This window comes from Caldalkalibacillus mannanilyticus JCM 10596, from assembly GCF_000615945.1.
Lineage (GTDB): Bacteria > Bacillota > Bacilli > Caldalkalibacillales > JCM-10596 > Bacillus_AT > Bacillus_AT mannanilyticus.
In genome coordinates this window covers 75,720-101,315 of record NZ_BAMO01000001.1, presented here as the reverse complement: position 1 = coordinate 101,315, position 25,596 = coordinate 75,720, and the positions used below count along the sequence as shown (strand labels likewise).

Sequence of the window (25,596 nt, the reverse complement as noted above, 5' to 3'; positions counted from 1 at the left end):
AAATAGAGAGGTACTTTATATAAAGGAGCTCTCAAACCTATGTTAAAACCTAGAGCATGTTGGATCTTCACTTTCGTTTTATGTTTTCAACTTCTTGCGCTTATAGCAGTTCCCGTTGCCAGTGCTACTTCAGGTCGCTCTCAAGCGGGTGATTCTGCTCCTGAAATGAGGAAGCTCATGCTTGAATATGATGTCATCATTGATATCGGACATGGTGGCGTCGACGGCGGAACCTTCTACCAAGATCTCCTTGAAAAAGACCTTAATCTAGCCATCGGTTCCAAGCTCTATCATCGGTTACGAGCCCAAGGCTATCAAGTAGGAGTCACTCGTTTACAGGACTATGCCTTAAGTGACGATAGTTCCTTTGAGTGGATACGAAGCCGACATATTCGTGATTTAAAACAAAGATGGCTTATTGCAGAAACCTTGAAGCCGAAGGCGTTTATCAGTATCCATATTAATTTTTCACCTCTTCGTAAAACAAGAGGCCCCGTCATCCTACACCAAAGAAGAGCCGAAAGCTATCTTCTTGCCGAGCTGTTACAGGATGAATTAAATCAACTTGCCCGAGCAAAAAAGCGAACCAAAGCAACTCATGACTACTACTTATTAGAAAAGGTCACTTCCCCAACTCTTATTGCAGAGGTAGGCTATATTAGCCATCCCAGTGAACGAGAAAAGCTACAGAGTGAAGAATATCAAGAACATATCGCGCAGAAGATGGCGGACGCCGTGAATACCTTCTTTATTTTATATCCATAGAAGGATTACTCATACTGAACAACCCTCTTCTCTGTTTCAGCCCTCTCTGTTTGGTACCACTCAGCTATTTTTTCATCGCTATACTCGTCTACTTTGGGAATGCTGATTTCAACAGAATCGTCATTTCTCCATTTATATTCAAGAAATGGTACGGTTAATTCGCTAACTATCTGGTCATTTGTTCCTTTCAACTTCTGCAACGTATCTGTATTTATGGCTATAATCTTATCCTTTGTAAAGTAGGTATCCTTGTATTGAAGAGGATAAGAGAAGAGGAGAGCCGCTTTGGTTTGATCAGGTGCAAAAAACATTGTCTTAAACACCATACCCTGTTCAAGCGAAAGCGTAAAATACTCTTCTCCCTTTTTTTGTATTAAGATAGAATCACATAATTTGATTCCACAGTTATACTCTAAAACCACATAGAGGCCATGTTCTGCCGGAAACACCCAACTATTTATTCGGTTGAGCTCCATTTCCTGATCTTCAACAGTAGCCAGATATTCTTGCAATTCTGGTATCTTGGACAATGGAATTTGAAGTGAATCTTCCTTTCCATTAAGAGAAATATGAATCGTTTCAGATTTTGGGGGAGTAGATACTCTGCTTCCTTTTTCACTTACCAGAATACCTGCTAAGTACAGCACGATACTTAAAATGAGTAGAGCGAAAAGAACTTTATCTATTGTGGCTTTATTTTTCAAAACTCATTTCTCCTTACCTTCTTCTCTTGCGTCCTTTTGCCTCTAGCAATTTATTTAATGAATCTCCCTTAGCTGGATTGTTACTGTCCTCTTTTTTCTTGCTCTCTCTTTTTTCGATTCTGTTCTCTTTTACAGCCTGACTACTCTGCTTGCTCTGAAGCCCTGTAGTAAAAGATGTTGGAGTAGAAGCTGTTACCGTGCTTTTGCTCTCTTCTTTTCCTTCTTTTTTCCGCTGAGAAGCTTCTTTAGCATTTGTTCGCTTACGTCTTATCGTCCTCAACAGTCTGCTTTCTTTAAGCTTCTCCATCCACCCTACTATTCGTTGAGATGTCCATTGCAATTTACGCACAGCAATATCTATTGGCCAGATTAATAGAGCGAAAAAGAGTAACCAGTCACTCACATTCTGATTTTCCCATTTCCTTGGCAGATCACCACTAAAGACTTCAAGCGGTGAGATCAGTAAAGAACCGTTTCCTTCTTCAACCCACGCCTTTAGTGCTGCCTCCCCACCTTCAAATAATCGATATTCTGATGAATAGGCGACAGCAAGCCCTTTCGTATGGGTAGCAACCACCTGCTCTCCTTCTTTTTCCATGACTTGAACTAAATACGTTCCTGATTCACTGGCTAGGAATTCTCCTTCAAGTCGTCCTGGTGCAACAGGCTTTAATACAATTCGCTTGTTGTCCTGCTTCTCTTGAAGAATGACCGCCTCCATTTGTTGAGGTAAGGGGTGACCCACAGGAAGGTTGACTATCACTTTTCCTTTGATTCCTTCCACCTCAGTTTGGACATTCCATCTTCCTTCCTCCACCTGCGGGAACGTCCAAGTCACAATTTGGTTCCATAAGCGATTGTATTCGGACCAGCCTACCCAATCTGGAGTCCATTTTCCTTCCAGATCACTTGTCCATGCTACAGATCGACCAAGTCCATATTGCCATCTTGTCAGAATTGGATCATCATCCATACTGAACAAGCTGGTTTCAGCCGTTTGTTTGGGTGAGGTAGCGACATACGCATTAAGCTCTGGGATTGCTTGACGTAGAACCGTCCAATCAGAAATAAAGGATTTACTAGGAACCTGCGGCTTATCCACGATAAAGCTTCTGCTGGCTAACGCGGTTTCTTTACTAAAAATCTGCGGAATACTATTCGCATCATTAGAAAAATAGTATCGCCCTTGTCCCATTTCTGCAATGTATTGAAGCAAAAAGGTATCTGAATCATTTCCGATGGCTACCGTAGATACCGTGATATTCTCTCCCGTGATCTCCTGTAGTAACCCTCCATAATCTAAATTTGTATTGGATACTCCATCTGTTAATAAAATAATATGCTTCCTTTTCGTATTCGCATCTTTTATTTGATTATATCCTTCATACAAGGCAGTAAAAATCTCTGTACCTCCATCGGCTTGAATTCCATTAATCTTCTCCTGAATCTCTTTGATATTTTCAGCAGACTGCCTTTCTACCACCACCCATGGAAATCCATCAAAAGCAACAACAGCTACCTGATCTTTGGGCTGAAGTAAGTCAGTGGCTCTTAAAGCTCCTTCTCTAGCCAAAGCCATTTTATCCACTTCCCCGGCATAGGGAGCCATACTTCCAGATTTATCAATGACTAAGGCGAGAGCCAAGGAAGGGATCTCTTCTTTGGCACGCAAATCCATGGTCACAGGCAGAGCCTCTTCTATCGGAGTCTGAAACCATCCTCCTAAACCAAAGCTGTTCTCTCCACCTGTCATCACAAGTCCTACTCCTAAATCATGCACTGCATCTCGTATCCTGTTCATATCAGACACTTTGATTTGAGTGGAATCAAGGTTGGCAAGAATGATGCTCTGGTAGTTCTTAAAATCTTCTAATTGTTTCGGGACTAGCGCTGGGGGTCTAACCTCCACTCTGATGTTACTTGCTTCTAAAGCGCGAACGACATTCCCGCCAGCTCCCTCCGTCCCTTCAATCACTAACACACTTGGAGAGCCCACAACCTGACTAAAGGCGAAAGCCTGATTATTAAGAGAAATCGTATCCTGGGAAGTCTTTAGCTCCACTCGGAAACGATTGAAGCCTTCCTTCTGGGCTTCTTGCTGAAAAACATATCGATTCGATCCAGGAGCAATTTGAATAGGAATCTCTCCTACCTTCTGGTTGCCCTCATAGAAGTCAAGAACCCCTTCAGTGGCTAGAGTGCTGTGAATATCTAGCTTCACTTGGAATTCATCTCCTACCATCATCCGATTAGGAAGCTGGATAGAGGAAATGAAAACCTCGTCACCAACATCTTGTGCCAAATACATCGCCTCAACTCGCAAGCCACGTTCCTGTGCCAGACGAATTTCAGCCAGTGCATTCCCATTGGTTTCTAATCCATCCGTCAGAAGAATGATCTTCCCTCTCGCTTGATTCGGAATAAGAGCAGCCGCCATACGAATACCTTCTGCTATATTCGTGGCGTGAGGATTGACTATGCTCCAAATGGGGTGACCTCCTTCTTTCCTGTAAGAGGCTGTTCAATTTGGGCTTCTGCTCCTACTGAGATAATAGCATGCCGATCCTTCTCTTTTTTTCGGCCCACAGACTCCTTGATAAAAGGAAGTATTCTGGAATCCTGTTTCATCGAAGCCGATTGATCTACGACAAACACAACCGTTTCTCCTTGAACCGGAAAGAGCAGGTTCATTCCAGCAATACTACAAATAAGCAGAAGAAAGAAAAAGGTTCTTAGACCAGCAATCAGCCATCTCTTATTTCCTTTTACTCTTGTTTGTTTTTTCCACCAAAAGAAAATAAGCAAGAAGGCAGGAACAAATAAGATAAGATAGAAGGGAGAATCAAAACTAATAGCCACGATGATACACCCCCCATTCTATAAATGAAATCAACAAGGCTGCCAAGGCAAACCAGATGGCAATAGGTACGGTTTCTAGTGGAGAGTTTGTTTTTTCCACACTCTCTTCTTCCTTCACCTGTTCACTTGAATAGACAACCAGCTCATGAGGAGTAATACTAGATTGGCTATCACGCATGCCCACGACAAAAGGACGAACCTCCTTCGTATTTGAGCGAATCTCTTCGATTAAGAATAATCCCATTTGCTCAGGAAGCTGATAAGGCTTCATCGTTCCTTCTACAACAAGCTCCTCCTTTTTTCCATCTGGGAAGATCAAGAACCTTTGCTCCGCTCCAACCGAGAAAGGAAGGTCAATCCACTCGCCAGCATACCCCATCTCTATTGGCAAGGATTGCATGGGTGTTAGCCATGTAATCACATTTTGAATAAAGATAGGAAACGCAGGTCGTAAGGGAAAATCGGAGTGTTGCAAGTCAAAATTCAAGATGACGATCCTTCTTCCTTGTATTTCTCCTGCAAGCACTAAATCTACCTCTCCTATTTGCACTACGCTTTTAATGCCCGCAGCCGGTTTGATTTTTCTCGCTTGAGCAATATGAACATTTGTCCAATCGACATGTTGGAGGATTGGATGCTCCTCCACTCGTTTTCCTAATCCATCAAATTCTACGGTTTCCTCTATTTCTAGCCATGATGTGCTTTCCTGAGGAGCTATCCATAATATATTCCCATCAGGCAACGTTTCGGGCATGCTTCCTTGAAAAACCCAAACATCCTTTTCTGGTTGATCTATTGGCGGACTTTTCATCATTTCAAGCTCAAGACGCTCTCCTAGCTTAAGAGATTGAAGCAAAAAATGAGAGGGTTCTTCTGCGACAACTGCCGCTTGTGTTCTGCCCTGTACAAAAGGAACACTCCACAGCTGATTATCAGCTGATAAAGCATCCTCCACTTCTATGACAGCCTGATAGGATCTTGCTTCTGGTAAAGCTTCTATTAGATAGGTATAGCTCTCTCCTGCTGGAACAGAAAAAGAAGTCATTTCAACCAGTGAATTCTCCTCCGTATAAATCTTTAGAGTTCCCTCTTGAGCTTCCACTCCTAAGTTATCCAAACGAATAAGCCCTTCCGTATTCCCTTCTCTCTCCTGAGTTAAGAAAACAGCAAGTGCTATGTTTTCTTTCGTTTCTCCTACTTGCACATGCTTAAATGGTACGTTAAGAACAAGCATGTCTGGATAAGCTGATAAGGGATTCATCGCCCCATCTCCAACCCAAATAATACCGCTCTCTGGATCAGAGCTAGCAATCGCTTTGGCTAGAGAAAAAGCGGCTCTCTCATCTCCGCTACCCGGTCTCACCTCGACCTGCTCCAACGCTTGTAAAATTTCAGATGAATCACTAGACATAGAAAGATGCAAAACAGGTTCATGACCTACTTCAATTAAGGTCACGGTTTGGTTGCTCCCTTTCTTTTTCACAATATCGATGATTTCTTGTTTAGCGAGTTCAAATCTCGTTTGTTCCCCCTCCAGAGCCATCATACTGCCTGACGTATCTAGAACTACAATATTATGTCTAGCAATTCCGCCTTCTGTCTGCAAAGCTGGTTTTAAGACTGCCAACACTAGCAAGAAAGCGACCAAAAGCTGCAAAAACAACAGCAAATTCCGTTGTAGCCTCTGCCAGGGACGATTGACATCCTGATTCCGTACAATCTGCTCCCACAAAAGCGTGCTCGAAATTTCCTTTTGCTCATATTTTCTTTTTAATAAATACATGGCAATAATGGCTGGTATAATGCCAGATAGCCATAAGTTATGCAGAGCAAGCCACTCCATTATGAACCTCTCCTAGCGTATCAATCCTGACTTTTTAAACAATTGAAACACGATATCTTCCAAACTTTCTTCTGCATGAACTTCCAAATAAGAAATTCCTCTGGATCTAGCAAATGCTCGAAGCTGATCCTGATAATCTTTCACCGCACCAAGATACGACTTTAGCAATGGGGGAGTCACCGTTACATCCTTCACTTGCTTCGTTTCACTATCGATGAATTGGATATCTCCCTGATAAAAAGGGTTTCGTTCTTCCCGCGACAAGAGTTGAATCAATGTCACTTCTTGTTTGGTTGCCTGTAAAAAACGAATTCCTTCTTCATAGCCCTTTTCAAATAAAAAATCAGAGATAATAATGGAGATCCCTGCTTGAGAAACCTGTGAGCTTCTTGCTTTCAGCGCACTGTTAAGATCTCCCTCCGAACCAATATCTACGGATTGCAGAAAGCGAAAAAGAGCATGTACCTTTCCTTTTCCTGCTGTCGCCGGGAGAGCAGATACAATCTCACGATCAAAAGCATAGACAGACAATCGGTCAAAATGAGATAACGTGATATAACCTAAAGCAGCAGTCAATTGCAATGCCCTCTGAAACTTAGAGGGATCTCCATAATTCATCGAACGGCTACAGTCAATATAAATAGAAATGGGCCATTGCTGTTCATCCAAAAAAGTTTTTAGAAAAAGCTTACCTATCCTCGCATACGCATTCCAATCCAAATGCCTTAAATCATCTCCTGGTGTATACGAACGATAATCAGAAAATTCATTGGAAGTTCCGATTTGCTTCGATTTTCTTTTTCCCATTAACGAACCTTGAATCATTTTTTTACTTGTAATCGACAGTTTATCTAAACGATGTAAAAAAGCAGAATCTAGCCATGCAGCTTCTTCCCGCATCATTTTTCATTCTCCAGTGAATCTATTATTTTTTGAATGATCTGATCTGTTTTCACTCCTGTTGCTTCACCTTCGAAATTTAAGAAGATACGATGGCGTAGCGTAGGAAAGGCAACCGCTTCTATATCTGCAAACGATACATTATACCGTCCATGCAGAAAGGCTCGAATCTTGGCTGTTGCGATCATTGCCTGTAAACCACGGGGACCTGCACCCGCTTTCACATATTGCACCACCTCGGATACCTGCGATTGTTCAGGATGAGTTGCCATTAAGAGCTTCACCGCGTAATCTAAAACAGGCTCAGCGACAAGCAGTTCCTTCACTACTTGTTTTATTTCCTGTAGTATCGCTCCTTCTGCGACAGGAGAAATCGTATTTGTGCTACTTGCCGATTCGGTCAACTGAACGATTTGTTTCAACTCCTCGACAGTGGGAAATGGAACATGAACTTTCAAGATAAAACGATCCAATTGAGCCTCTGGAAGTGGATATGTCCCTTCTTGCTCCAATGGATTCTGTGTCGCTAAAACAAAAAATGGAGCAGGTAAGGGACGCGTTTCTCCCCCAGCAGTCACAGTGCGTTCCTGCATGGCTTCTAGTAAGGCACTTTGTGTTTTGGGTGTGGCACGATTGATCTCATCCGCCAAAACAACATGGGCAAAAATAGGACCATACTGGAATTGAAAGCGTTGCTTGCCTTCATCACTTATTTGTAAAATATTTGTACCTAAGATATCTGCTGGCATGAGATCAGGAGTAAACTGTATACGTTGAAAGGACATCTCCATCGTTTGTGCTAGCGCATGGACCATGAGGGTCTTTCCCAGACCAGGCACTCCCTCTAATAAGACATGTCCTCCGCTACAAATCGCCCACAAAATTTGTTCTATGACTTCCTTCTGTCCAACAATTCGCTTTTCCATCTCATGTTTAATGCTGTTAATGATCTGTTGATATTTCTCCAACTCTATTTTCGCTTCTGACATCTTCTTTTCTCCTCTTTTTTTATGGTTCAATCTGAGAAAAATATTCCTTTATAATTTGTTGATAGTCAGCAGGAATATCGTTTTTATATAAGCTATCTCTAGCTGCCTGCTCATATTCCTGATACACCTCGTGATAAGGTTTCACTGTCCCTCTGCTTCCTTCGTTAGCTTGTTTCCACTTCTCTTCACTTTCTCCTTCTCCTAATGGACCGCTGACCGTCACACTTTCACCTTCATTGAGAATCCGTTCAATCGGAACAGTAACCAATCCCCTGTTTCCTGATCCTGCTCCAAAACCTTGACCTTGACCTTGACCTTGTCCCTGACCTTGTCCTTGTCCTTGACCCTGTCCTTGACCTTGACCTTGACCTTGACCTTGACCCTGACCTTGTCCCTGTCCTTGACTTTGTCCCTTTCCTTGACCTTGGCTGGGGTTTCCTGATTGACCTTCATTTTGACCATTACTTGCTCCTTGTTCCCCACTAGAGGAAGAACTTGGATCTCCTGTACCAGTCGAAGGTGACCCAGAATTTTGTCCAGAAGCATGGTTAGATGGTTTCTCTTCGTTCTGACTGGCACGCGCTAACGCTGCCGCTCGTTCACTTGGAGATAGCGGTTTGTTCCCTTTTGCCGCTTGGGCTAGAAGCTGTTGAAGCGCTTCAAGCATGGCTAATTTTTCAGCATCTTGGAGCATTTTCTTTACCTCAATGATTTTCTTTTCCGCCTGAAACAGAACTTCCTCCAATTTTGGAGGGGTGTCTGCTTTTTTTAAATCCTTTTGCAAATCTTGCAATGCCTGTAGAAGCTTTTCTTTTTCTTCTTTCACCAGCTTCTTGTTCTTTTCTACTTTTTCGATCTCTTCTTCTACGTTCTCTTCGATACTTGCCACAAGCTCCTGATGTTCTCTTTTCTCCCTTATTACCTGATCCATCGAGTTAGGAAAAAACCATAAAAACCCCCAGCAGATCAGCATCAAGCTAAATATCATCAGATGTTTAGCAGGGATTGTCCATAGACGAATCCCTTTCATAATAAGTGGGAAATTCCCTCTTAATTGCTTCAAGGCATCTTCTCGCTGCCATCTTGCAAAGGCTGAATCCTCTTTTATTTTTTCTAAGGCTGTGACGGCTCGCTCTTCTAAGCTAAAACGATCACTCTCTTGGGCAGCTTCAACCAAGCCGGGACGATTTACCCATGTATAGATCAAGCCAATAAGCAGCACCGCACCTAGAATGATTAAAGAAGCAGGTCGGGTATAAGGAATCGGAAGCAGTCTAGCTGCTAGAAAAAGCCCTACATTACAGCCGATTCCCGCTCCCAAAGATAATAGTGTATATGTCACTAGATTTCGAATAAATAGTCGCTGCTGCACGGTACCTAACATGGCAAGAAAGGTACGAATCTGAGATTCACCAATCCCTCTTTCACTCATAGGAGGGCCCCCTATCTTCTAAACAATCTTGGCTTTACTGGCTTCAAGAAATAAATAGCTAGAACTAAAGCGATCACTGTCAGCAAAGCAAAAAATAGCAGAAAGATCCAATACGCATCAAAAGGTAAAGATGAAGGTGCACCATGATAACGATCCGCTAAAGGGCCCTCTCCAAACACATACAGAATCGCCGCTAAAGGATTGATACTAAAGAGCAGGTCTGGCCAGATTGGAAAACTCTGTCCGGCTGCAATAGTGTTTTGTCTGCTATGCCATAGCACATTCGTTAAAATACCTCCAGCAAGAAAAGTGAAAAAGGTATAGGAAATAATCACTCCATATGTCACGACTGTTGCCACACCTGAACGCTTAAATAGAGTAGAAAACATCAATCCAAAACTCCCAATAGCGAACATACTTACTAAATACATAGCAAAAATTTTCAGCATCTCAATAGGCGATATTCCACCGTACAGCAAAACAATTCCATATAGAGGTAAGGTAGTAACGATCAAGAAAAGAATAAAGCTTAGTGAGGATAACCACTTGCCAATAATAATCGCCGTTGCACTTAGATTCGTGGTCAATAGCATGGGCAAGGTCTGTCTCTCCCTTTCTCCACTAATCAATCCTGCCGTAAGTCCTGGAGTAACAAAGCTGATGAGTGTAAACTGTAAAATCGAAAGCGTGATAAATAATGTTTTTGAATGATCAGGATTAAAATATTGACTGTTTCCCATTTCTAAGAAAATGAATGAGAAAACAATCGATCCTAACACCAGCAAATACAAGGCAATCGCCAAAGGAGAACGCTTGGAGCGCATACGCAAGCGCAATTCTTTATTTAAAATAGGGTTATTTCCGATCATGTTCCTACTCCTTTCGTAATCTCTAAAAAGATTTCTTCTAAATTTCCTTCCGCTTCATTAAAGGCAACAATAGGAAAGGATCGATCCATCAAATACTGTAATAGCAGTCGTTGTTCTTCATCAGTTCCAGTAAAACCAGCCGTAAGCCAGTACTGTTCTTCTTCAACAAAAGAAATGAGCGGATTCTCTTTTAATACTCTCATTGCCTCTTCTTTACGATCGAGTAGGCGAATTTTTAACACTCTTTGTTCTTTCATTCGACTGTAAATTTCATCAACACGCCCAATCGCTACCATTTCTCCAGCTTCAATAATTCCAATTTGATCGCACATCTCAGCTAATTCAGGTAAGATATGCGAGCTAATAATGATGGTTTTGCCCATATTGCGTAATTCTTTTAATATATCTCTTAATTCAATTCGAGCCCGTGGGTCTAAACCAGAAGCAGGTTCATCTAGAATAAGAACCTCTGGATCATGCACCAAGCAGCGAGCTAAACCAAGGCGTTGTTTCATCCCTCTACTTAAGTGATCCACATCGGCATCTATCTTGTGTGATAGATTCACCAATTTCTAATAGTTTTGGAATCATCTCTTTTCTCTTAGCTACAGATAAATGATAACAAGCACCATAGAAATCAAGATACTCATACGCCGTTAATCGATCATAGACCCCAAAGAAGTCTGGCATATAACCAATTAATTCACGCACTTTAGCTGGATGGCTCATCACCTCGTAGCCTCCGACATAAGCATGACCACTAGAAGGCTCTAGAAGGGTTGCCAATATAGACATGGTTGTGGATTTTCCAGCCCCATTTGGTCCAACAAAACCAAAGACTGTCCCTTGCTCTATCTCAAAAGTAATGCCTTTCAGAGCATTCATCTTACCGTAATGTTTGGTTAACTGTTCGATTTTAATCATTGTTCTGTCACCTTGCCTTCCACACTAATGGCTGGATGTCCAAGATGGAACAAGCCATCCTCGTTCTGAATAAATTGTATTCTCAATATGCCATCTTCCGACAGATAGGTTTTCAGTTTATCTCCGGTTAATTTATTATTTTCAAACACACTTTCATAAGGTTCAAATTCTTCTTTTTCCCAATTATAGACTTTCTTTTCGAACTGCTTCCCAACATTAGACCAAGAATACAGTTGAATTTTTTCTACTTCTATTTTATATGGCTGGTTATTTATATGGAAATCAAAGTCAACGTCTCCTCTTCCTACTTCATAACCATCCTCCTGATACATCATTTCGGCTGTGGAAGAGCTTTGATTCGCATAAAAGGTTCCTGCTGGGAAAAATACAGTTCCATCAGTGGAAGGTCTTACCTCTAAATCCGTTTTAATCAGAGTAATATGATCTGCCTTGGGATTCTGACCTTCAACTGTAAAATCGATCATTGGCTCCTCTGTCCAGCCTATTAAAGTAACAGGAACCATGAATGCCTGACGATTCAAGCCCATAGCATTTCTTGAGTTGTAATACTGTTGATTAAGCACTCCGACCATCATACTTTCTCGTGTTTCAATACTAGGTTGACCTGGCACCTGAGGAAACAGTAAATGAGTAGGGTAGCCACCGCCATGTGAGAATATAGTCGGATTTGTATTGTAATTGACTTCCACTTCAACCGTTTCTCCCACTTCTAATTGAGGGATTTCCTGAATGTACTGTCCACTTAATATTTTTACATCACGTAAGCTGTAGCTCGTTTGGTTCGTAATCGTTCCTTTCAGTTTCCCATCTTGAAAAGCTAGATTCGACTCTATCTTTCCTATACTAGGAAGATGCTTGCGTACATTGATTTTTCTCATGGACCAAAACTCTACATTTTCAAATGTCATATCTGAATAGTGTTGAGTAAGGGTCGTTTTTGTTTTTTGATAGTCATTTCGATGCCTTCTCCCATCTGGATAAGGCGATACAATACTACCATCAGCGAAATGAAGCTTGTAATCTCCGCCTGTAGGTACAAAAATAGCAGACACACCCGTAAGTTGACCCTCCCCTTGTTGATTTAGGTCAACATAATTAACATTATGAGTCAAAATTTGGTTGGTTCGTTCTATACTACCAAAAACAAAGATACCAATACTGAGCATAACCGCACACAAAGGAACAACAAACCAAGCCCAATCTCTTCTATTTAATATTTTCAAAACAAAATACATAATCGGCCCTACTACAAGTATGTATAATCCGAAAATAATCGCTAGTGTACTTGGATTCGGTAAAGTTAGACTAGGAATTCTTTCTGCTGTTCTTTGCAATTCCCAATAAGAGTCTGATTGACTAGATTTCCACTGTGATGTATGCTCTTGAATCACCCGAGATAATAGCTTTGCCCACCATTCACCATTTCCTGACCAGCTCGCTAAAGGCTCCATAGCTAGGTCATAAGCTGCATAAACAACAACACCATTTCCAACCTTTTCTGCAATGAAAAGAGGGATTTCATTTTCTTGTAACAGAACCTCCCCTTTTTCATGCTTCGCTATACTTACAGCTAACGGCTGAGAAAGAACAAGCTCCTTCCCACTTGCTGACAAACTTTCGAGAGCTGCTACCTTCGTGATCGATTCAATTTCTATTGTACTTAACTCTTGAAGCAGCTGAGATGCTTTTTCAATTTGACTTCCGCCAGAAAAAAGAATTGTTCCTCCTGTTGAGGTCCACTCTTTGAGCGCATCTATTTGCTCCTGAGATAATTGATCGATCGGATAATCATTGATAATTAGCATATCTACCCCTTGAAATGGCAGAGCGAAAGAAGGAATATCCTCTGCATCCAAATGAACCAATCGTGTAGGTCTAGGGAATAGATTTTTTGGCATACTTCCAAAGAAATTTCCCGTATTCTTATCATTGGCTAGAACCGCAACTAAAAAAGTATCTCCTGCTAATCCTTTTCCGTCGACTTTTTGAGAGGCAAGCTCTTTTTTTCCTTCAAATAATATCACTTCCGAATTCGCATAAATATGTTGGCTTGGGATTACCATATCTACTTTTTTCGTGGCTCCTGCTGCAACCTCCACTGGAGCCGTATAGTCGTCCTCAAGTTGAATAGAGAGATATCCATCAATATCCTTTCCTGAGTTGTTTTTGACGATAACTTCGACAGGCGTCCAATAGCCTGGCTTATACTCTCCTTCCATACCTGTTTGAACTTCTAAGAGAACACTTCCATTCGCCTGTGTTTGCTGTGGTATGATACTTAACCAGAGCATACAGATTAGACATAACATCAACGTAAGCTTTCCTTTATACTTATGTACCCATTCCCGCATTCTACCTGTAACCTCCAACTTCGTATAGTTTAGATTTCCTAGTATAAGACGGTTCCCAACTAGAAATGTTTTCAACTAAATAAGAAATTTGCATTTTTTTGTCTGAAGGTATGATTTCGTCTTCTTTTAACAAAAAAACCTTACTTTTGGAGTGGAAAGAACCATATCATGTCTCAAAAGTAAAGGTATATTTTTTTAGTAATGCTTCTTTTCTAAGGTGGGTTAATTTCATAAAGCTTGTTTATAAAAATACTCGCAAGAGCAGAATTTCTTTAAAATTTATTTTTTATCTATTGCACTATTCTTCAAGAACTTGTTTCATTTTTAGATATACACCTTTATTCATCATGTCTTCTGTAACATTTGCTTTCTCCAAGAGGTAATGAATTCCATACATCCATTGAGGATCAGATTCTAAAATTGCTTGTTCAACATAGTGAATCCAGTATATAGGGTCAATTTTCTTTAGAATATCTACAGCTTGTAAGGCTCCTGGCCAGTTGATATCCTGTAATAGAAAGATCATTTTAGGCAGGGCTTCTTTGTTTCTAGGAAACCCGATCTTTTCTAGGACAATAACAGCATTCTCCCATGTTTCCTTTTTCATATCTTGTATCAGTAATCCAACATATTTATCTTCAATCTGAGTTAATAAACGAATCGTTTCTTGTTGTAATTCCTGAGGATGTATCCAATTAAGCTGATCTATTAACGTAAGAATTTCATCTTTTCCCATAGTACTCACTCCCAACTTAACTATTGATTAACATGAAAAGAAATGAGAATAACGAACAAGTAGCGGAATTGACAGAAGTTCTATAATTTACATCCATTAAGTTATTAAGGAGGTTTTTTATGAAATATATATTATTTGGAATCATCTTGTTCTCCATACAATTCGGACTTAGTCTTCTAAGAGAAGAAGCTGTTACTATGACAAGAGGGTTAGATATGGTGGTCATTTCACTGATATTTGTGGGTGTTGTATTTTTTATGGATAAAAAAGATAAGAAAAATAGAGAATGAACCTCAACCATACACGTGAGGTAAAAGGAGAATGGGGCTGTCATATAGCGTTAGCTAACCTAGTTTTAAACTGCCGTTATATGATCCTGATATTCGACTTAAATAATTTATAGAAATAGTACAAAAATAATAAGAAAAATATAAAATCGCCTATGATAACAATGAACGCCACAGACGTGGCAATCCCTGCTAAGTACAATTGTATTAGAGTGATTATAAATCCAACCTTACCAATTCCACCCAAAATTACAATACCGGTGTGCTTTACAGGGTTATATGCAACGATTAAATAACCGAAAAAATACACCAGAGTAGTTCCCCATGACCCCTTATAAACAGCATAGAAAAGCGGGTCGACCAATTCTCTGTCAAAAGCAAGATTAAATGTATAAGCCGTGTTGAAATAACCAAAAATTGCGCCAATTAAATTCCAAAGCGCGGCGATTATGAAAAGGATTTTGAAAAAAATAATCTCTTTTTCGTTCATGCATTACTCCCCCTTGTTTTTAAAGGTTGCTATCTTTATAACTCAACTTTTGCACATTAGTTTTTACTTCCACGCTTGCTATTCTGAGTACAGATGTAACATTGTCAGAAACAGAGATCCTTCGAATTTACGGAATGCGTTGGGACATTGAAGTGTTTTTTAAACCAACTATGTCTTCACTATTTAGAGGTTGCCATGGACAGCAACCCCTTTCTTGTTTCACTAAAACACCTTTTAGTTTAATAAGCACTCTTAGGAACAGCGAAACATTCGCTATCGGCTAGACTTACTGATTCGAATACTCATTATAAAGTAGTTTCATAGCATCTATAATTTTTTCATCTGCTAGTTTCTCATTATTTCGATTGGATAAATTCTTTGCACCCAAGACATACAAAAATGGATTTTGAGAGAACTCTCCTATTATTCCAATATCAACTACAACATTTTCTAGTCCGCCAGTCATATGATTTAAGAAATGGGTAGGAATTCCTTCTATCTTACCTCGTTGCCTAACTAAACCATTAATAATAGGTATCCATAGCTCAGGATTATTTTTGTATCCTTCGAATATTAAACGTAATAGTCCTAAAACCTGACTTAATTCTCCTTTATTATCCATATCGCTTGGATTTTGAGTAATATTTATCTTTTCAAAATATGATTTGATTTTTTTATTAATTTTTTCCCATCCACCACAAAAGCTAACAATTCTATTCGCAACGAAACTATCATGACAGGCTATCATCACTTCTATGGCATCTTGTAATGCAAGGTTCTCTCTATTCTGAAAGTGAGGATATATTTCATTTCTCAAGTACTTTCTGCATTTAGAACCCCACTTTCACTATTGTCTAATTACATATTCTCTCCTTTGACTTGGTTAGCGAAGAGGATGTGTCGAGCAGCACTACTTGAAGTTTCTTCGAGATCAAGCCGCCTCCGCGCGGCGTAGATATTTGTTATGCAAAGTTCTAATTTGGAATATGCATGCGGTTAATGTTTTTGTTTTTTATCAACTGTTTCCCTAGAAAATATAACTCAAATAATATTAATGTAGTTATTACCATCCATATTCCTTGAAAATATGAGTTAATTATATAATGAATGACTACAACAGGTAGGATGCTTCCTGTTTGAAATACTAATATAACAAATATCACTCCTACAATAAATGCAATTAAAACATTCACTGGATCTAGCAGTATGTGAATTAGGGAAAATAAGAATGAAGAAATTAACATTGCATTTAATCGTGAGAAACTCATTAGAAGTATACTTAATATTACTCCTCTAAATAGAATTTCTTCGACTATTGGAGGCTGTAAATTCCAAATCCAATAATATAAAGAGTGATTAAGATTAATATAATTGTCACTTAATACAACAAAATGAACTATAAAGCCTACTATTAAAATAAACGATAATATAGGTCCACTTCTTTTACCACTAATTATTCCTATATTTTTAAGATAGCCTATATAATCTATTCCTAAATATTTTTTTGGCAAATCGTGGAACGACAATAAGAAAAATAATTAATGATAGAACAATAGCTATAAGATAAAAATTAATCATATATAACTCAAAAGAATCGTTATTAATTTCACCTGTAATAAATCTACCTAAAGAACTAGATATTAACATAATTATCCACCAAAATGCAAAAAATAGTAAGCTAATAAAAATTCCTAGTAATTTCTTAAAATTTTTTTGTTCCTTTTTTACTATAAATAGTTCTTTTATATTCATTGGATACACCTCTTACTCTTACTCTTACTCTTTTCTTATAATTTCACCTAACTACAGCATTCACGTACATTTCAGTTCCCTTTTTACCCTTCTAAGTCGGGTATTCACGAACCTTTATTACGTGAATGCCTTCCTAAAGACTAACCTATTATTCATTCTCCTGAGGCATAATCCTATCTACCTTTGTTCATTTACTTGTGGGTATTTCACTATCAAGGCACTTTCTTTAATCTATGAACAAACAAAAGTCTAACAAGAATAACCGTACCAAGTAAGGTGGCAAGCCCAAAAAACAAATACGTATGAGCAATGGAGTAATACTCGAAGATCACACCTCCCACATAGGTACAAAACATGGAGCCTATTCCATTGGCAACTGTACTATAAACAGACATTCCCGTTACCTTCACTTCCTCAGGTGATAAAGCACGGACTAATTCCACAGCAGCAGGAATATATAATCCTATAGAGATCCCTTGCAGAATAGAAACAAGAAAAATCCATGTCGTGCTAGGTTCAGTGTAAAAAAATAACCATCTGGCTGCGGAGAAAATGGAGGCTATGATTAGAATTTGGTGCAAGCCAAATCTTCTAACGAAAAAACCTGTCAATTTCATGAAGGGCGCTTCACTTCCAGCAGCAAAAAGGAACACTAAACCAACTCCGGCTACAGTCCCGCCAATCGCTTCAGAGGTATAGTAGATTCCAAAGTAAAAATTGTTGGCAAAAATCGATCCTAAGATTAAAAAACTGCTCATCATGAGAAGATTAAACTCAGGGATTCGAAATAGCTTACTCATGCCCGCTTTTAGATCTACTTGCAGCGTTTCTGCTTCCTTTGGCATTTGAAAGGCAAAACAGGTACTAATAAGGAAAGAAAAAGCAAACAAATAAAAGATGATTTCTATAAAAGTAACCTCGATCACCATTCCGGCTACCCACACTGCCACAGCAAAACCAATTGCACCCCAAGAACGAAGGGCTCCATATTCCCCTCCATTCTTTTTTACATATCCTATAGTGATACTATCTGAAAGTGGGGTAATGGCACTCTGAAACCAAGACAGCAGTGCCATAACGAAAATAAGAAGGAAATATTGCTTCACCATTAAAAAGCCTAAAACAACGACCCCAGCAAAAAAAGTGGTAAGGATTAAAAACAGCTTAGGATTCTGGTATCGATCACTTAACATTCCCCAGAAGGGCTGTGAAAATATAGCCACAATAGGTCCCACTGACATAAGGATTCCCATTTGCGAACCCGTCAATTGGATTTCTTCCAAATAAATTCCTAGTAGAGGATAAAGAGCTCCCAAACCAAAAAACACACAAAAGAAATAGGCACTAATTTTTGTTCTTATCATCTTCTTTTATCACTTTCTATGTTTCTGTCGTAGGTGCGATTGCTAATTCATAGATAGCTTGGGCATAAATCGCAGTAGCCCTTACTAAATCGTCAATTTCGACATATTCATCTTTTTGATGAGCCGTTTCTTCTTTCCCAGGAAATAATGGTCCAAAAGCAACGCCTGTTTTGAGCGATCGAGCATAGGTTCCTCCACCTGTCGACAGAAGAGTTGCTTTTTCTCCTGTTTGCTCTTCGTACACCTTTTGCAGGGTTTTAATCAATGCATGATTCTGATCAACATGATGAGGAACAAGGTTATCCATGTCAGTCACTTCATAGCCAAATGACTTAGCGATCTCTTCCACACGTTGCATCATGGCTTCATAGGAAGTCGTGACGGGATATCTCAGATTCAAGCCTATTTTCGAGTCTGTTTCTGAACGATATTCTAGCACCCCTACATTAAGCGTTAATTTCCCCGTCATTTCATCTTCTATTGCAATTCCTAGCTTTTCTCCATAAGGATCGTCTACAAAATAGCTCTGTAAAAGAGAGATAAAGGATTGTGCCTCTCTTGGATAGGTATACTGACTAAGGAAAGAAATCAGATGCAACCCAGCATTCACTCCTTTAAACGGCTCAGCCCCATGTGCTGAAATTCCTTCCACAGTGAACGTAAGCTGATTTCCTTTAACATGAACGGAACCGGTGACCTGCTGCTCCGTACAATAGGACTCAAACGCTTCAGAGAGCATCTCCACTACTTTCTCTTCATTCTGGATAAGAAGGGTTGCCGTTGCCCGTTCTGGAACCATATTGACCCGTTGTCCTGAATCAAAGGAAATTAATTGAATTTTACTATTAGCTTCTTCTCCCTTTTTTTCAATAGAAGGAGAGTTAGTCTGTTTTTTTAGAAAAAAGTTCGCAATTCCTTTTTCGGCACAGATAATGGGAAAGTCTGCATCGGGAGCAAAGCCCATATCAGGAGCTTCTTCATGCTTAAAATAATGATCTACACATTTCCAGCTGCTCTCCTCATCCGTCCCAATAATCATTCTGACTCTGCGTTGTAGAGGAAGTCCTAACTCTTTAATAATTTTCAAAGCATAAAAGGCAGCCATCGTCGGTCCTTATCATCAATCGCCCCTCTAGCAAAAATCTTTCCGTCGCGAATCTCAGCAGCATAAGGTGGAGTGGTCCATCCCTCTCCTTCTGGAACCACATCGACGTGACACAGGACGCCAATTAATTCTGATCCTTTGCCATGTTCAATATGACCTGCATACCCATCCACATTCTTAACTTCAAACCCTTCATTTTCTCCTTTATTCAAAAGAAATTCCAGCGCTTGGGCAATCCCTTCGCCCATCGGTGCATGCTTAGAAATCGTTCCTTCATCATAGACGCTTTTGATTTGCAAAAATGCCTGTGTATCCTTAATTAAATCATCTTTTCTGTTATGTACTTCTTCTAACCAATTGATTTGTTGTGTCATTATCTACACCTCCAACTTTCATCATAACTCAACAGCAAGAATTAGTAAAAGATCCTAGTTTACCTCAAAGTTGGTACAAAAAAAGCCAAAGTAAATCCCTTTGACTTTATCATCACCCTATCTTCTGTTCACTCGATATTCATCTCTTTCACTGTTCTACTCTTGGTTGCGTCGGGTCACAGGTCGAAGAGGACACATTATCAGGATCAATTTCTTGAAGTTTGAGCAAATAATAGCATTCTTCTCTAGCCATATGATCTGCCATGAGAGGCATGAGGGTTCCTAGTCTCGTGCAATCTAACCTCATTTCCTCCAATTCGCGTACAAAACAGTAAAACAATTCAATTTCTAGCGAGGTTTCTTTATTAAAGGTCTTAAGAGCTGGAAATAAATCCTGTCTTGCTCGAATAAATCCTGCCATTTCCTTTGCCTTGATATAAAAGGCTTCAAATGTTTTTTCGAATTCCTCTGCTTTTTTCGCCAGCTTCTTTTCTGTTGGATCTAGCTCACCCTGAAGAGCTGCCGCATGACCTGCGGCATCAAGCAGCCACAAGGTATGATGATGGACAGGGTGTAGCCTAGGTGACACTTCTCCCCGAACCAAGTATTGCAAAATCCTCATATACTCCTCAATTTCATTCACCATATGGTTAAGAAACGTGGGGGGTAAGCCGATTTTAAGCTTACACTCTAGATGAGAACTAATGAGCATTAGTTTAAATAGTCTAAATGATTCAGCTAAACCATACGCATGATGTGCAAGTTCCATCCACTTCTCTCTCGATGCGGTTTCCATTTTTCTAGCCTGCTCAAGTAAATGATCGGATAGCTGCATAAAATGGACAGCCTTTTGTATGTTTTCTGTTTCACTAGGCGACAATGTGTGAAAGATAAATCGTGCATGATCCCCAAGAATTTGTAACCAAAAACGATGCTCAAAATAACTCGTTTTTTCATAACTCATGATACGTAACCTCCTCTGCCTAAATACACAATGATCTTCACTATATGTGTATTCAGCCTAGAAGGTGATCAGTATTTTATTTTTTCAGCCAGGATTTCCTCAAGAACGACAGCGACCCCATGCTCATTATTCGAAACAGAAACACGGTCAGCTAATCGCTTCACTTCCTCAGGGGAGTTTTGCATAGCCACTCCTAATCCTGCGAATTGAAGCATCTCTAGGTCATTAAAGTAATTTCCAAAAGCAACTACTTCCTGTGCCTCGATTCCATACCACTCTGTTAATTTTTTCAGTGCATTCCCTTTTGTTGCATTAGGATGAATCACATCAATAAATTGTTCACCGCTGCGAATAATGCTTAATTGCGGAAAACGAGGGTGGATTTCACTAAAAGTTTTGTCCATCTTCTCTTCATCGCCAAACAAAGTAAATTTGACAATCTGATTTTCTAATGAACTAGCACTGCTCACTTTGTTAGGGGTCATGAAAAACTTCTCATACATCCACTCAGCTTCAGATGTTACACCCTCGATATACAGCTCTAGAGCCGTGTTTACATCAAAATGAATTTTTTCTTGACGACAGTACGTGATAAGAGGAAGTAAGTCACTCGCTTGAAACCCAATCTCAAATGAAATTTCTTTGGTTCTTGCATCCAGAACCACAGCTCCATTATGCGTAATAATGTGATCCTCTAATCGAAGCTCATCCATGATAGGGTAGCAGGAGCCCGGTCCTCTCCCTGTGGCTAGAACAATTTTTGCTCCCGATTCTCTCATTTCTGCCAGAGCTTTTTTTGTTCGATCTGTGATTTCATATTGATCATTGAGCAACGTACCATCCACATCAATGGCCACTAATTTTACTCGCATGATTTCTCTCCTATCTTTATCTATATTTTTTCTCTATACACTTTAATAATAACATTAGCGGTAAATAAGACATAGGATAATTTAAGAATCTGATATTCAAAGGAGAACGAGAAATGACCAAACCAATCATCGGAATTACAGCTTCATTTGAAGATCAGCGTAAGCTTGTTGTCACTAGACACTATTCTGACTGGATTATCCAAGAAGGTGGTCTTCCTTATATCATTCCCTATACGCAGAATCTTGATGTTCTAGAACATTACGTTAGGACACTTGATGGACTGCTTCTGTCAGGAGGAGGCGATATTGATCCCACCCTCTTTGATGAGGAGCCTCATCCACAATTAGGTTCCATCACTCCAGAAAGAGATGAAGTAGAGATTAATTTATCCTGCGCGATGCTGGAGCAAAACAAACCTATCCTAGCTATCTGCCGAGGCTGTCAGATCCTCAATGTGTCCGCGGGCGGCTCTATGTTTCAGGATTTGTCTACCCAATATTCGACGGCACCTCTTCTCCAGCATGAACAAAGGGCTCCTTTTTGGCACGAGAGCCATACGATTCAAATCCAACCTGATAGTCTACTTCATAAAATATTATTAGTTGATCAATGTAAAACAAATAGCTTTCACCATCAAGCGATCAAAGATCCTGCTCCTTTTTTCTCTATCTCAGCAATGACAGGGGACAAAGTCGTCGAAGCGATCGAAAGCACAATCCATGACTATGTCATTGGTGTTCAGTGGCATCCAGAATGTATGCCGCTCGATCATCCTTTATCTACTCGATTGTTTCATTCCTTTGTCGACGCATGTAAAAGTAAAAGAAGGACACTCAACAGCGCTTGAGCGTCCTTCTTCATCCATTATATACTGGGAATCTTCACTTTTTTAGTTAGCAGCGTCTTCTAGGCGGCGGGCAGCAATGATTCACTGTGTGATTGCAGACCTGATGACTTTCTGTATGCGGGTAGCAGCAATAGTATTCACATACATTGTGATGAACATTATGAGTGTGGGATGGGTATACATTCTCAATAGGATATCTAGTCACCGATTGTCTCTCTGAATACCTAGTGGGATGAACGACTCGTCGAACAGGTGCAACAGTTATAGGAACTCCAGTTGGAAAAGGTGCTGGGCCAACTCCAGTAGGTGCAAATCCTGGTGCCGGGGTCATGGGAGCCGGTACTTGCCCTGGAATCACCCCTGTTGGGCCTAATGGCATTTGTCTAAAGTTTCTTCTCATACGATCTTCCTCCTTTTTTTCTATTCACTATACATGTATGAGAATCTATCCACTGTTGTCCTAGTCATTGGTCCAAATTAAAAAGATTTGGTTATTCGTCCATCCGGTCCTACTGTGATTGTAGGAGAGAGTTCACGAATCCTTTGAAACACACGCTCTCGTTCAACGGTGTCGATTAGATAGCGAATCAGTCCGAACTGCACTTCGCCTGGCCACAGCTGAACATGTTCTATTTGATCCTTTGAAAGATGGATTTCTAGTGCCGCTGTATCGTTTGCCACTGCATTGACTGAAGTCGTAAAGACAAAATTGCCCATGGAGAAAGCCGTTAGATCCTTCTTTCCTTTCCATTCAATAGCTTGCAACACATGAGGATGACTCCCAATGATGATATCTGCACCCGCCCCTCTCATTTTCTGCTCTAATTCGAGTTGAATCTGATTGGGCTCGTTAGCTAATTCTTCTCCCCAATGAATATAGACGATCACGTAGTCCACCTGATTTTTCCACTGCTCAATAGTACTCAAGAGCGGCTCATCTGAATAAGCTGATGCCATTCCCGCTCGCTCCGGTCCAGCCATCCAATCTGCTGTCGGAATCACTCTAGAGGCTGCTAATACTGCTATCTCAATCCCATTGATTTCTTGCACATATGGTTGGATGGCAGATTGACTATTCTCCCCCACTCCAATATAAGAATAACCTAAACGGTCTAATTCGCTCATCGTTTCGTTTAGAGGAGCATCCATCCCATGGTTATTGGCAAGCGAAAAGACAAGCTGTTCACGAAGTGGCTCGAATAATTGAAAGCGTTCGGGAGCTGTCTGAAAAGCATATTTTTTCACTTCTGCCAGCGTGTTTCCACTGCTTCCTACGGCTGTTTCTAAGTTAGCAATAACGAGATCTGACTCCTGTAAAATGGGCATAAACTCACTTAACGGGTAATCATTCCCACGTTCTTCCATCACATCTGCTACTTTCCCTGCCATCATGGTATCCCCAATAAAAATAAGTCTTGCTACCTCCCCATCCTGTGTTCTTGCTTGCCCTACTCGATCTCTTTCTTCATTCGTATTGGTTTCTTTTCCATCCTCAGATTCATTCGACTTCGTCGGATCTTGACCCGAGTAGATAGGATCTGTCATATATTCTCTTTCTGATAAGCTAGAGTCATGCTGACATCCTAGTAGAAAAAGAAAGAAAAACATGCCTAGAATCATCATAAGAGTTTTGATACGCTCTCTTCTATGTAACATTTTATTTCCTCTCCATCTATAAGCTATAAGGTAATTCTACTAACTATTTCCCCAATCTTACCGTGCAATCTATAATGCGCAGCATCATCTAGCTGTGTTTCTCCCTCGTTAATAATGACAAGGACGGCTCCCTCATTTAATGCTTCCATCGGTAACATATTGGCAGGGGAAACCTGAAGGGATGAGCCCATGACAATGAATAACTCCGCTTTTCTTGCTTCTTCAAAGGCATGATGAATCACTTCTGCATCGAGACTCTCTCCAAACAAAACGACGGAGGGGCGTAAAAAACCTTGGCAGTGTGAGCAGACTTCTCCCTGCTCTTGCAGATACCTCTCGGAAGAAAAGGTTCTCTCACACTGCTGACACCTAATTTCTCTAAGGGTTCCATGTAACTCAAGCACACCATGACTCGTTGCATGCTGATGAAATCCATCCACATTTTGAGTAATGATACGTTGTACATACCCCTGTCTTTGCCATTGGGTCAGCCTTTCATGACCACTGTGCGGAGCGTACCGCTCCAATTGTTCAATTCTTTTGCGATAAAAAGAAAGGAACTCCTCTCGATTCCTCTCTAACGCTTGAACACTAGCAATTTCCTCAGGATTCTTTCCCTGCCATAAACCAGATTGCGATCGGAAATCAGGGAGTCCAGATTCAGTACTCATCCCAGCTCCGGTCAAAACAACGGTATACTGGGATTTCTTCATCAGATTCTCCACTTGTCTAAGAGTCTGCCGTTCCTCTTGATTCATTCATTTCTACCCCCTCTCGATTTTTTAACTTTTCTCGCTCATCATCTGTTAGCTCTCTATATTCACCTAGCTTTAACGAAGGGTCTAACTCCAAAGCTCCCATCGCTGTTCTTTTTAGATAGGTCACTTTTTTTCCTCTTGAAGCAAACATTCTTTTGACCTGATGAAACTTTCCTTCGTAAATGGTTAAGGAGATTTTCGAAACAGGAGCCGATTCTATAATCGATAAATGGGCAGGAAGTGTTACATAGCCATCATCTAGGGTCACTCCTTGCTTAAAAGCAGCAACATCCTCCTCTGTAACCTTCCCTTCGATATGCGCATAATAAGTCTTAGGGACATGCTTCTTAGGAGAAAGCAGCTCGTGAGCTAGTTTCCCGTCATTTGTAAGAATGAGCAATCCTTCCGTGTCCTTGTCTAATCTTCCCACAGGAAAAACCTCGTAGATCTGATCCTCTGGTTCTAGCAAATCGATCACTGTCTTATCTCGCAGATCCTCTGTCGCAGAAAGGTATCCTTGAGGCTTATGTAACATAAAATAAACGAATTCTTTGTATTCTATCTGTTCTCCCGAAACTCGAATGATATCATGCTGAGGATCAATCTGTGCCTTTCCATCCTTCACCACCTGATCATTCACAGTAACCTGACCTGACTTCAGAAACTTCTTCATTTCTTTACGACTACCAAAGCCCATATTAGCTAATAACTTATCCAATCTCATCATTCTACT

26 protein-coding genes and 1 pseudogene are annotated in these 25,596 nt (G+C 40.3%); 3 read left to right on the top strand and 24 right to left on the bottom strand.

The window, feature by feature from the left end:
- Positions 1 to 39 precede the first annotated feature (39 nt).
- Complete coding sequence (locus JCM10596_RS23025; protein ID WP_025025471.1) at positions 40 to 765, top strand: N-acetylmuramoyl-L-alanine amidase; 726 nt, start codon at positions 40 to 42, stop codon at positions 763 to 765.
- Positions 766 to 770: 5 nt separating this feature from the next.
- On the opposite strand, the gene JCM10596_RS00495 is transcribed toward JCM10596_RS23025, so the two are convergent.
- The 11 genes and pseudogenes from JCM10596_RS00495 to JCM10596_RS00450 all read right to left on the bottom strand — a co-directional run bounded on the left by JCM10596_RS00495 (position 771) and on the right by JCM10596_RS00450 (position 14,393).
- A complete protein-coding gene (locus JCM10596_RS00495) occupies positions 771 to 1,469 on the bottom strand; it encodes a hypothetical protein (RefSeq protein WP_025025470.1) in 699 nt (232 codons plus the stop codon).
- Between the two features lie 13 nt (positions 1,470 to 1,482).
- Positions 1,483 to 3,906: a VWA domain-containing protein gene (locus JCM10596_RS23020; protein ID WP_234410362.1), complete on the bottom strand. Its 2,424-nt coding sequence runs from the start codon at positions 3,904 to 3,906 to the stop codon at positions 1,483 to 1,485.
- A 38-nt stretch (positions 3,907 to 3,944) separates the two neighbouring features.
- Complete coding sequence (locus JCM10596_RS29870; RefSeq protein ID WP_234410361.1) at positions 3,945 to 4,328, bottom strand: vWA domain-containing protein; 384 nt, start codon at positions 4,326 to 4,328, stop codon at positions 3,945 to 3,947.
- The gene (locus JCM10596_RS00485) at positions 4,318 to 6,171 is read right to left on the bottom strand and encodes a vWA domain-containing protein (protein ID WP_025025469.1); all 1,854 of its coding nucleotides are present in this window, start codon (positions 6,169 to 6,171) and stop codon (positions 4,318 to 4,320) included. The genes JCM10596_RS29870 and JCM10596_RS00485 overlap by 11 nt, the downstream gene beginning before the upstream one ends.
- Positions 6,172 to 6,183: 12 nt before the next feature.
- On the bottom strand, positions 6,184 to 7,074 hold the full coding sequence (locus JCM10596_RS00480; RefSeq protein WP_234410360.1) for a DUF58 domain-containing protein: 891 nt from the start codon (positions 7,072 to 7,074) through the stop codon (positions 6,184 to 6,186).
- Positions 7,071 to 8,060 carry an AAA family ATPase gene (locus JCM10596_RS00475; RefSeq protein ID WP_025025467.1) on the bottom strand — a complete coding sequence of 330 codons (990 nt, stop codon included), beginning with the start codon at positions 8,058 to 8,060 and terminating at the stop codon, positions 7,071 to 7,073. The genes JCM10596_RS00480 and JCM10596_RS00475 overlap by 4 nt, the downstream gene beginning before the upstream one ends.
- A 19-nt stretch (positions 8,061 to 8,079) precedes the next feature.
- Complete coding sequence (locus JCM10596_RS27215) at positions 8,080 to 9,492, bottom strand: DUF8809 domain-containing protein (RefSeq protein WP_025025466.1); 1,413 nt, start codon at positions 9,490 to 9,492, stop codon at positions 8,080 to 8,082.
- An 11-nt stretch (positions 9,493 to 9,503) separates the two neighbouring features.
- Entirely contained in the window at positions 9,504 to 10,361 is an 858-nt protein-coding gene (locus tag JCM10596_RS00465) for an ABC transporter permease (RefSeq protein ID WP_025025465.1), read from the bottom strand.
- Positions 10,358 to 11,285: pseudogene (locus JCM10596_RS23010) on the bottom strand (ABC transporter ATP-binding protein). The gene JCM10596_RS00465 and the pseudogene JCM10596_RS23010 overlap by 4 nt, the downstream one beginning before the upstream one ends.
- Positions 11,282 to 13,657: a DUF8725 domain-containing protein gene (locus JCM10596_RS00455; protein ID WP_025025464.1), complete on the bottom strand. Its 2,376-nt coding sequence runs from the start codon at positions 13,655 to 13,657 to the stop codon at positions 11,282 to 11,284. Before JCM10596_RS00455 ends, JCM10596_RS23010 begins: the two are co-directional and overlap by 4 nt.
- A gap of 298 nt (positions 13,658 to 13,955) precedes the next feature.
- Positions 13,956 to 14,393, bottom strand: a complete 438-nt coding sequence (locus JCM10596_RS00450) for a hypothetical protein (protein WP_025025463.1) — start codon at positions 14,391 to 14,393, stop codon at positions 13,956 to 13,958.
- 119 nt (positions 14,394 to 14,512) lie between these two features.
- Between JCM10596_RS00450 and JCM10596_RS29375 the strand changes: the two genes are divergently transcribed.
- The gene (locus JCM10596_RS29375; protein WP_159102288.1) at positions 14,513 to 14,683 is read left to right on the top strand and encodes a hypothetical protein; all 171 of its coding nucleotides are present in this window, start codon (positions 14,513 to 14,515) and stop codon (positions 14,681 to 14,683) included.
- A gap of 76 nt (positions 14,684 to 14,759) precedes the next feature.
- Here the strand turns inward: JCM10596_RS29375 and JCM10596_RS00440 are convergent, their stop codons facing one another.
- The 9 genes from JCM10596_RS00440 to JCM10596_RS00405 form a co-directional block, all read right to left on the bottom strand.
- Positions 14,760 to 15,170 carry a hypothetical protein gene (locus tag JCM10596_RS00440; RefSeq protein WP_025025462.1) on the bottom strand — a complete coding sequence of 137 codons (411 nt, stop codon included), beginning with the start codon at positions 15,168 to 15,170 and terminating at the stop codon, positions 14,760 to 14,762.
- A gap of 286 nt (positions 15,171 to 15,456) precedes the next feature.
- Positions 15,457 to 15,987 carry a serine hydrolase gene (locus JCM10596_RS23005; protein ID WP_051541086.1) on the bottom strand — a complete coding sequence of 177 codons (531 nt, stop codon included), beginning with the start codon at positions 15,985 to 15,987 and terminating at the stop codon, positions 15,457 to 15,459.
- Positions 15,988 to 16,144: 157 nt separating this feature from the next.
- Positions 16,145 to 16,681 carry a CPBP family intramembrane glutamic endopeptidase gene (locus JCM10596_RS31060; protein ID WP_159102287.1) on the bottom strand — a complete coding sequence of 179 codons (537 nt, stop codon included), beginning with the start codon at positions 16,679 to 16,681 and terminating at the stop codon, positions 16,145 to 16,147.
- Positions 16,638 to 16,922, bottom strand: coding sequence for a hypothetical protein (locus tag JCM10596_RS29370; protein ID WP_025025460.1), 285 nt, complete (start codon positions 16,920 to 16,922; stop codon positions 16,638 to 16,640). Before JCM10596_RS29370 ends, JCM10596_RS31060 begins: the two co-directional genes overlap by 44 nt.
- Before the next feature lie 212 nt (positions 16,923 to 17,134).
- A complete protein-coding gene (locus JCM10596_RS00420) occupies positions 17,135 to 18,286 on the bottom strand; it encodes an MFS transporter (RefSeq protein WP_025025459.1) in 1,152 nt (383 codons plus the stop codon).
- A gap of 16 nt (positions 18,287 to 18,302) precedes the next feature.
- Positions 18,303 to 19,391: a dipeptidase PepV gene (gene pepV, locus JCM10596_RS23000; protein ID WP_439644793.1), complete on the bottom strand. Its 1,089-nt coding sequence runs from the start codon at positions 19,389 to 19,391 to the stop codon at positions 18,303 to 18,305.
- Complete coding sequence (locus JCM10596_RS31595; RefSeq protein ID WP_439644792.1) at positions 19,370 to 19,765, bottom strand: M20/M25/M40 family metallo-hydrolase; 396 nt, start codon at positions 19,763 to 19,765, stop codon at positions 19,370 to 19,372. The genes pepV and JCM10596_RS31595 overlap by 22 nt, the downstream gene beginning before the upstream one ends.
- A 148-nt stretch (positions 19,766 to 19,913) precedes the next feature.
- A complete protein-coding gene (locus tag JCM10596_RS00410) occupies positions 19,914 to 20,729 on the bottom strand; it encodes a DUF2935 domain-containing protein (protein ID WP_034680165.1) in 816 nt (271 codons plus the stop codon).
- A 68-nt stretch (positions 20,730 to 20,797) separates the two neighbouring features.
- On the bottom strand, positions 20,798 to 21,601 hold the full coding sequence (locus tag JCM10596_RS00405; RefSeq protein ID WP_025025457.1) for a Cof-type HAD-IIB family hydrolase: 804 nt from the start codon (positions 21,599 to 21,601) through the stop codon (positions 20,798 to 20,800).
- A 113-nt stretch (positions 21,602 to 21,714) separates the two neighbouring features.
- On the opposite strand from JCM10596_RS00405, the gene JCM10596_RS00400 reads away from it, so the two are divergent.
- Positions 21,715 to 22,449, top strand: a complete 735-nt coding sequence (locus tag JCM10596_RS00400; protein WP_025025456.1) for a gamma-glutamyl-gamma-aminobutyrate hydrolase family protein — start codon at positions 21,715 to 21,717, stop codon at positions 22,447 to 22,449.
- A gap of 46 nt (positions 22,450 to 22,495) precedes the next feature.
- Here JCM10596_RS00400 and JCM10596_RS28470 read toward each other — a convergent pair whose 3' ends face one another.
- From JCM10596_RS28470 to JCM10596_RS00385, 4 genes are all read right to left on the bottom strand, one after another.
- Complete coding sequence (locus JCM10596_RS28470) at positions 22,496 to 22,849, bottom strand: CotD family spore coat protein (RefSeq protein WP_081791830.1); 354 nt, start codon at positions 22,847 to 22,849, stop codon at positions 22,496 to 22,498.
- Between the two features lie 77 nt (positions 22,850 to 22,926).
- The gene (locus JCM10596_RS27210) at positions 22,927 to 24,105 is read right to left on the bottom strand and encodes a CapA family protein (protein ID WP_025025455.1); all 1,179 of its coding nucleotides are present in this window, start codon (positions 24,103 to 24,105) and stop codon (positions 22,927 to 22,929) included.
- A gap of 23 nt (positions 24,106 to 24,128) precedes the next feature.
- Positions 24,129 to 24,863, bottom strand: coding sequence for an NAD-dependent deacylase (locus tag JCM10596_RS00390; protein ID WP_051541083.1), 735 nt, complete (start codon positions 24,861 to 24,863; stop codon positions 24,129 to 24,131).
- Entirely contained in the window at positions 24,835 to 25,587 is a 753-nt protein-coding gene (locus JCM10596_RS00385) for a pseudouridine synthase (RefSeq protein WP_025025453.1), read from the bottom strand. The genes JCM10596_RS00390 and JCM10596_RS00385 overlap by 29 nt, the downstream gene beginning before the upstream one ends.
- Positions 25,588 to 25,596 lie beyond the last annotated feature (9 nt).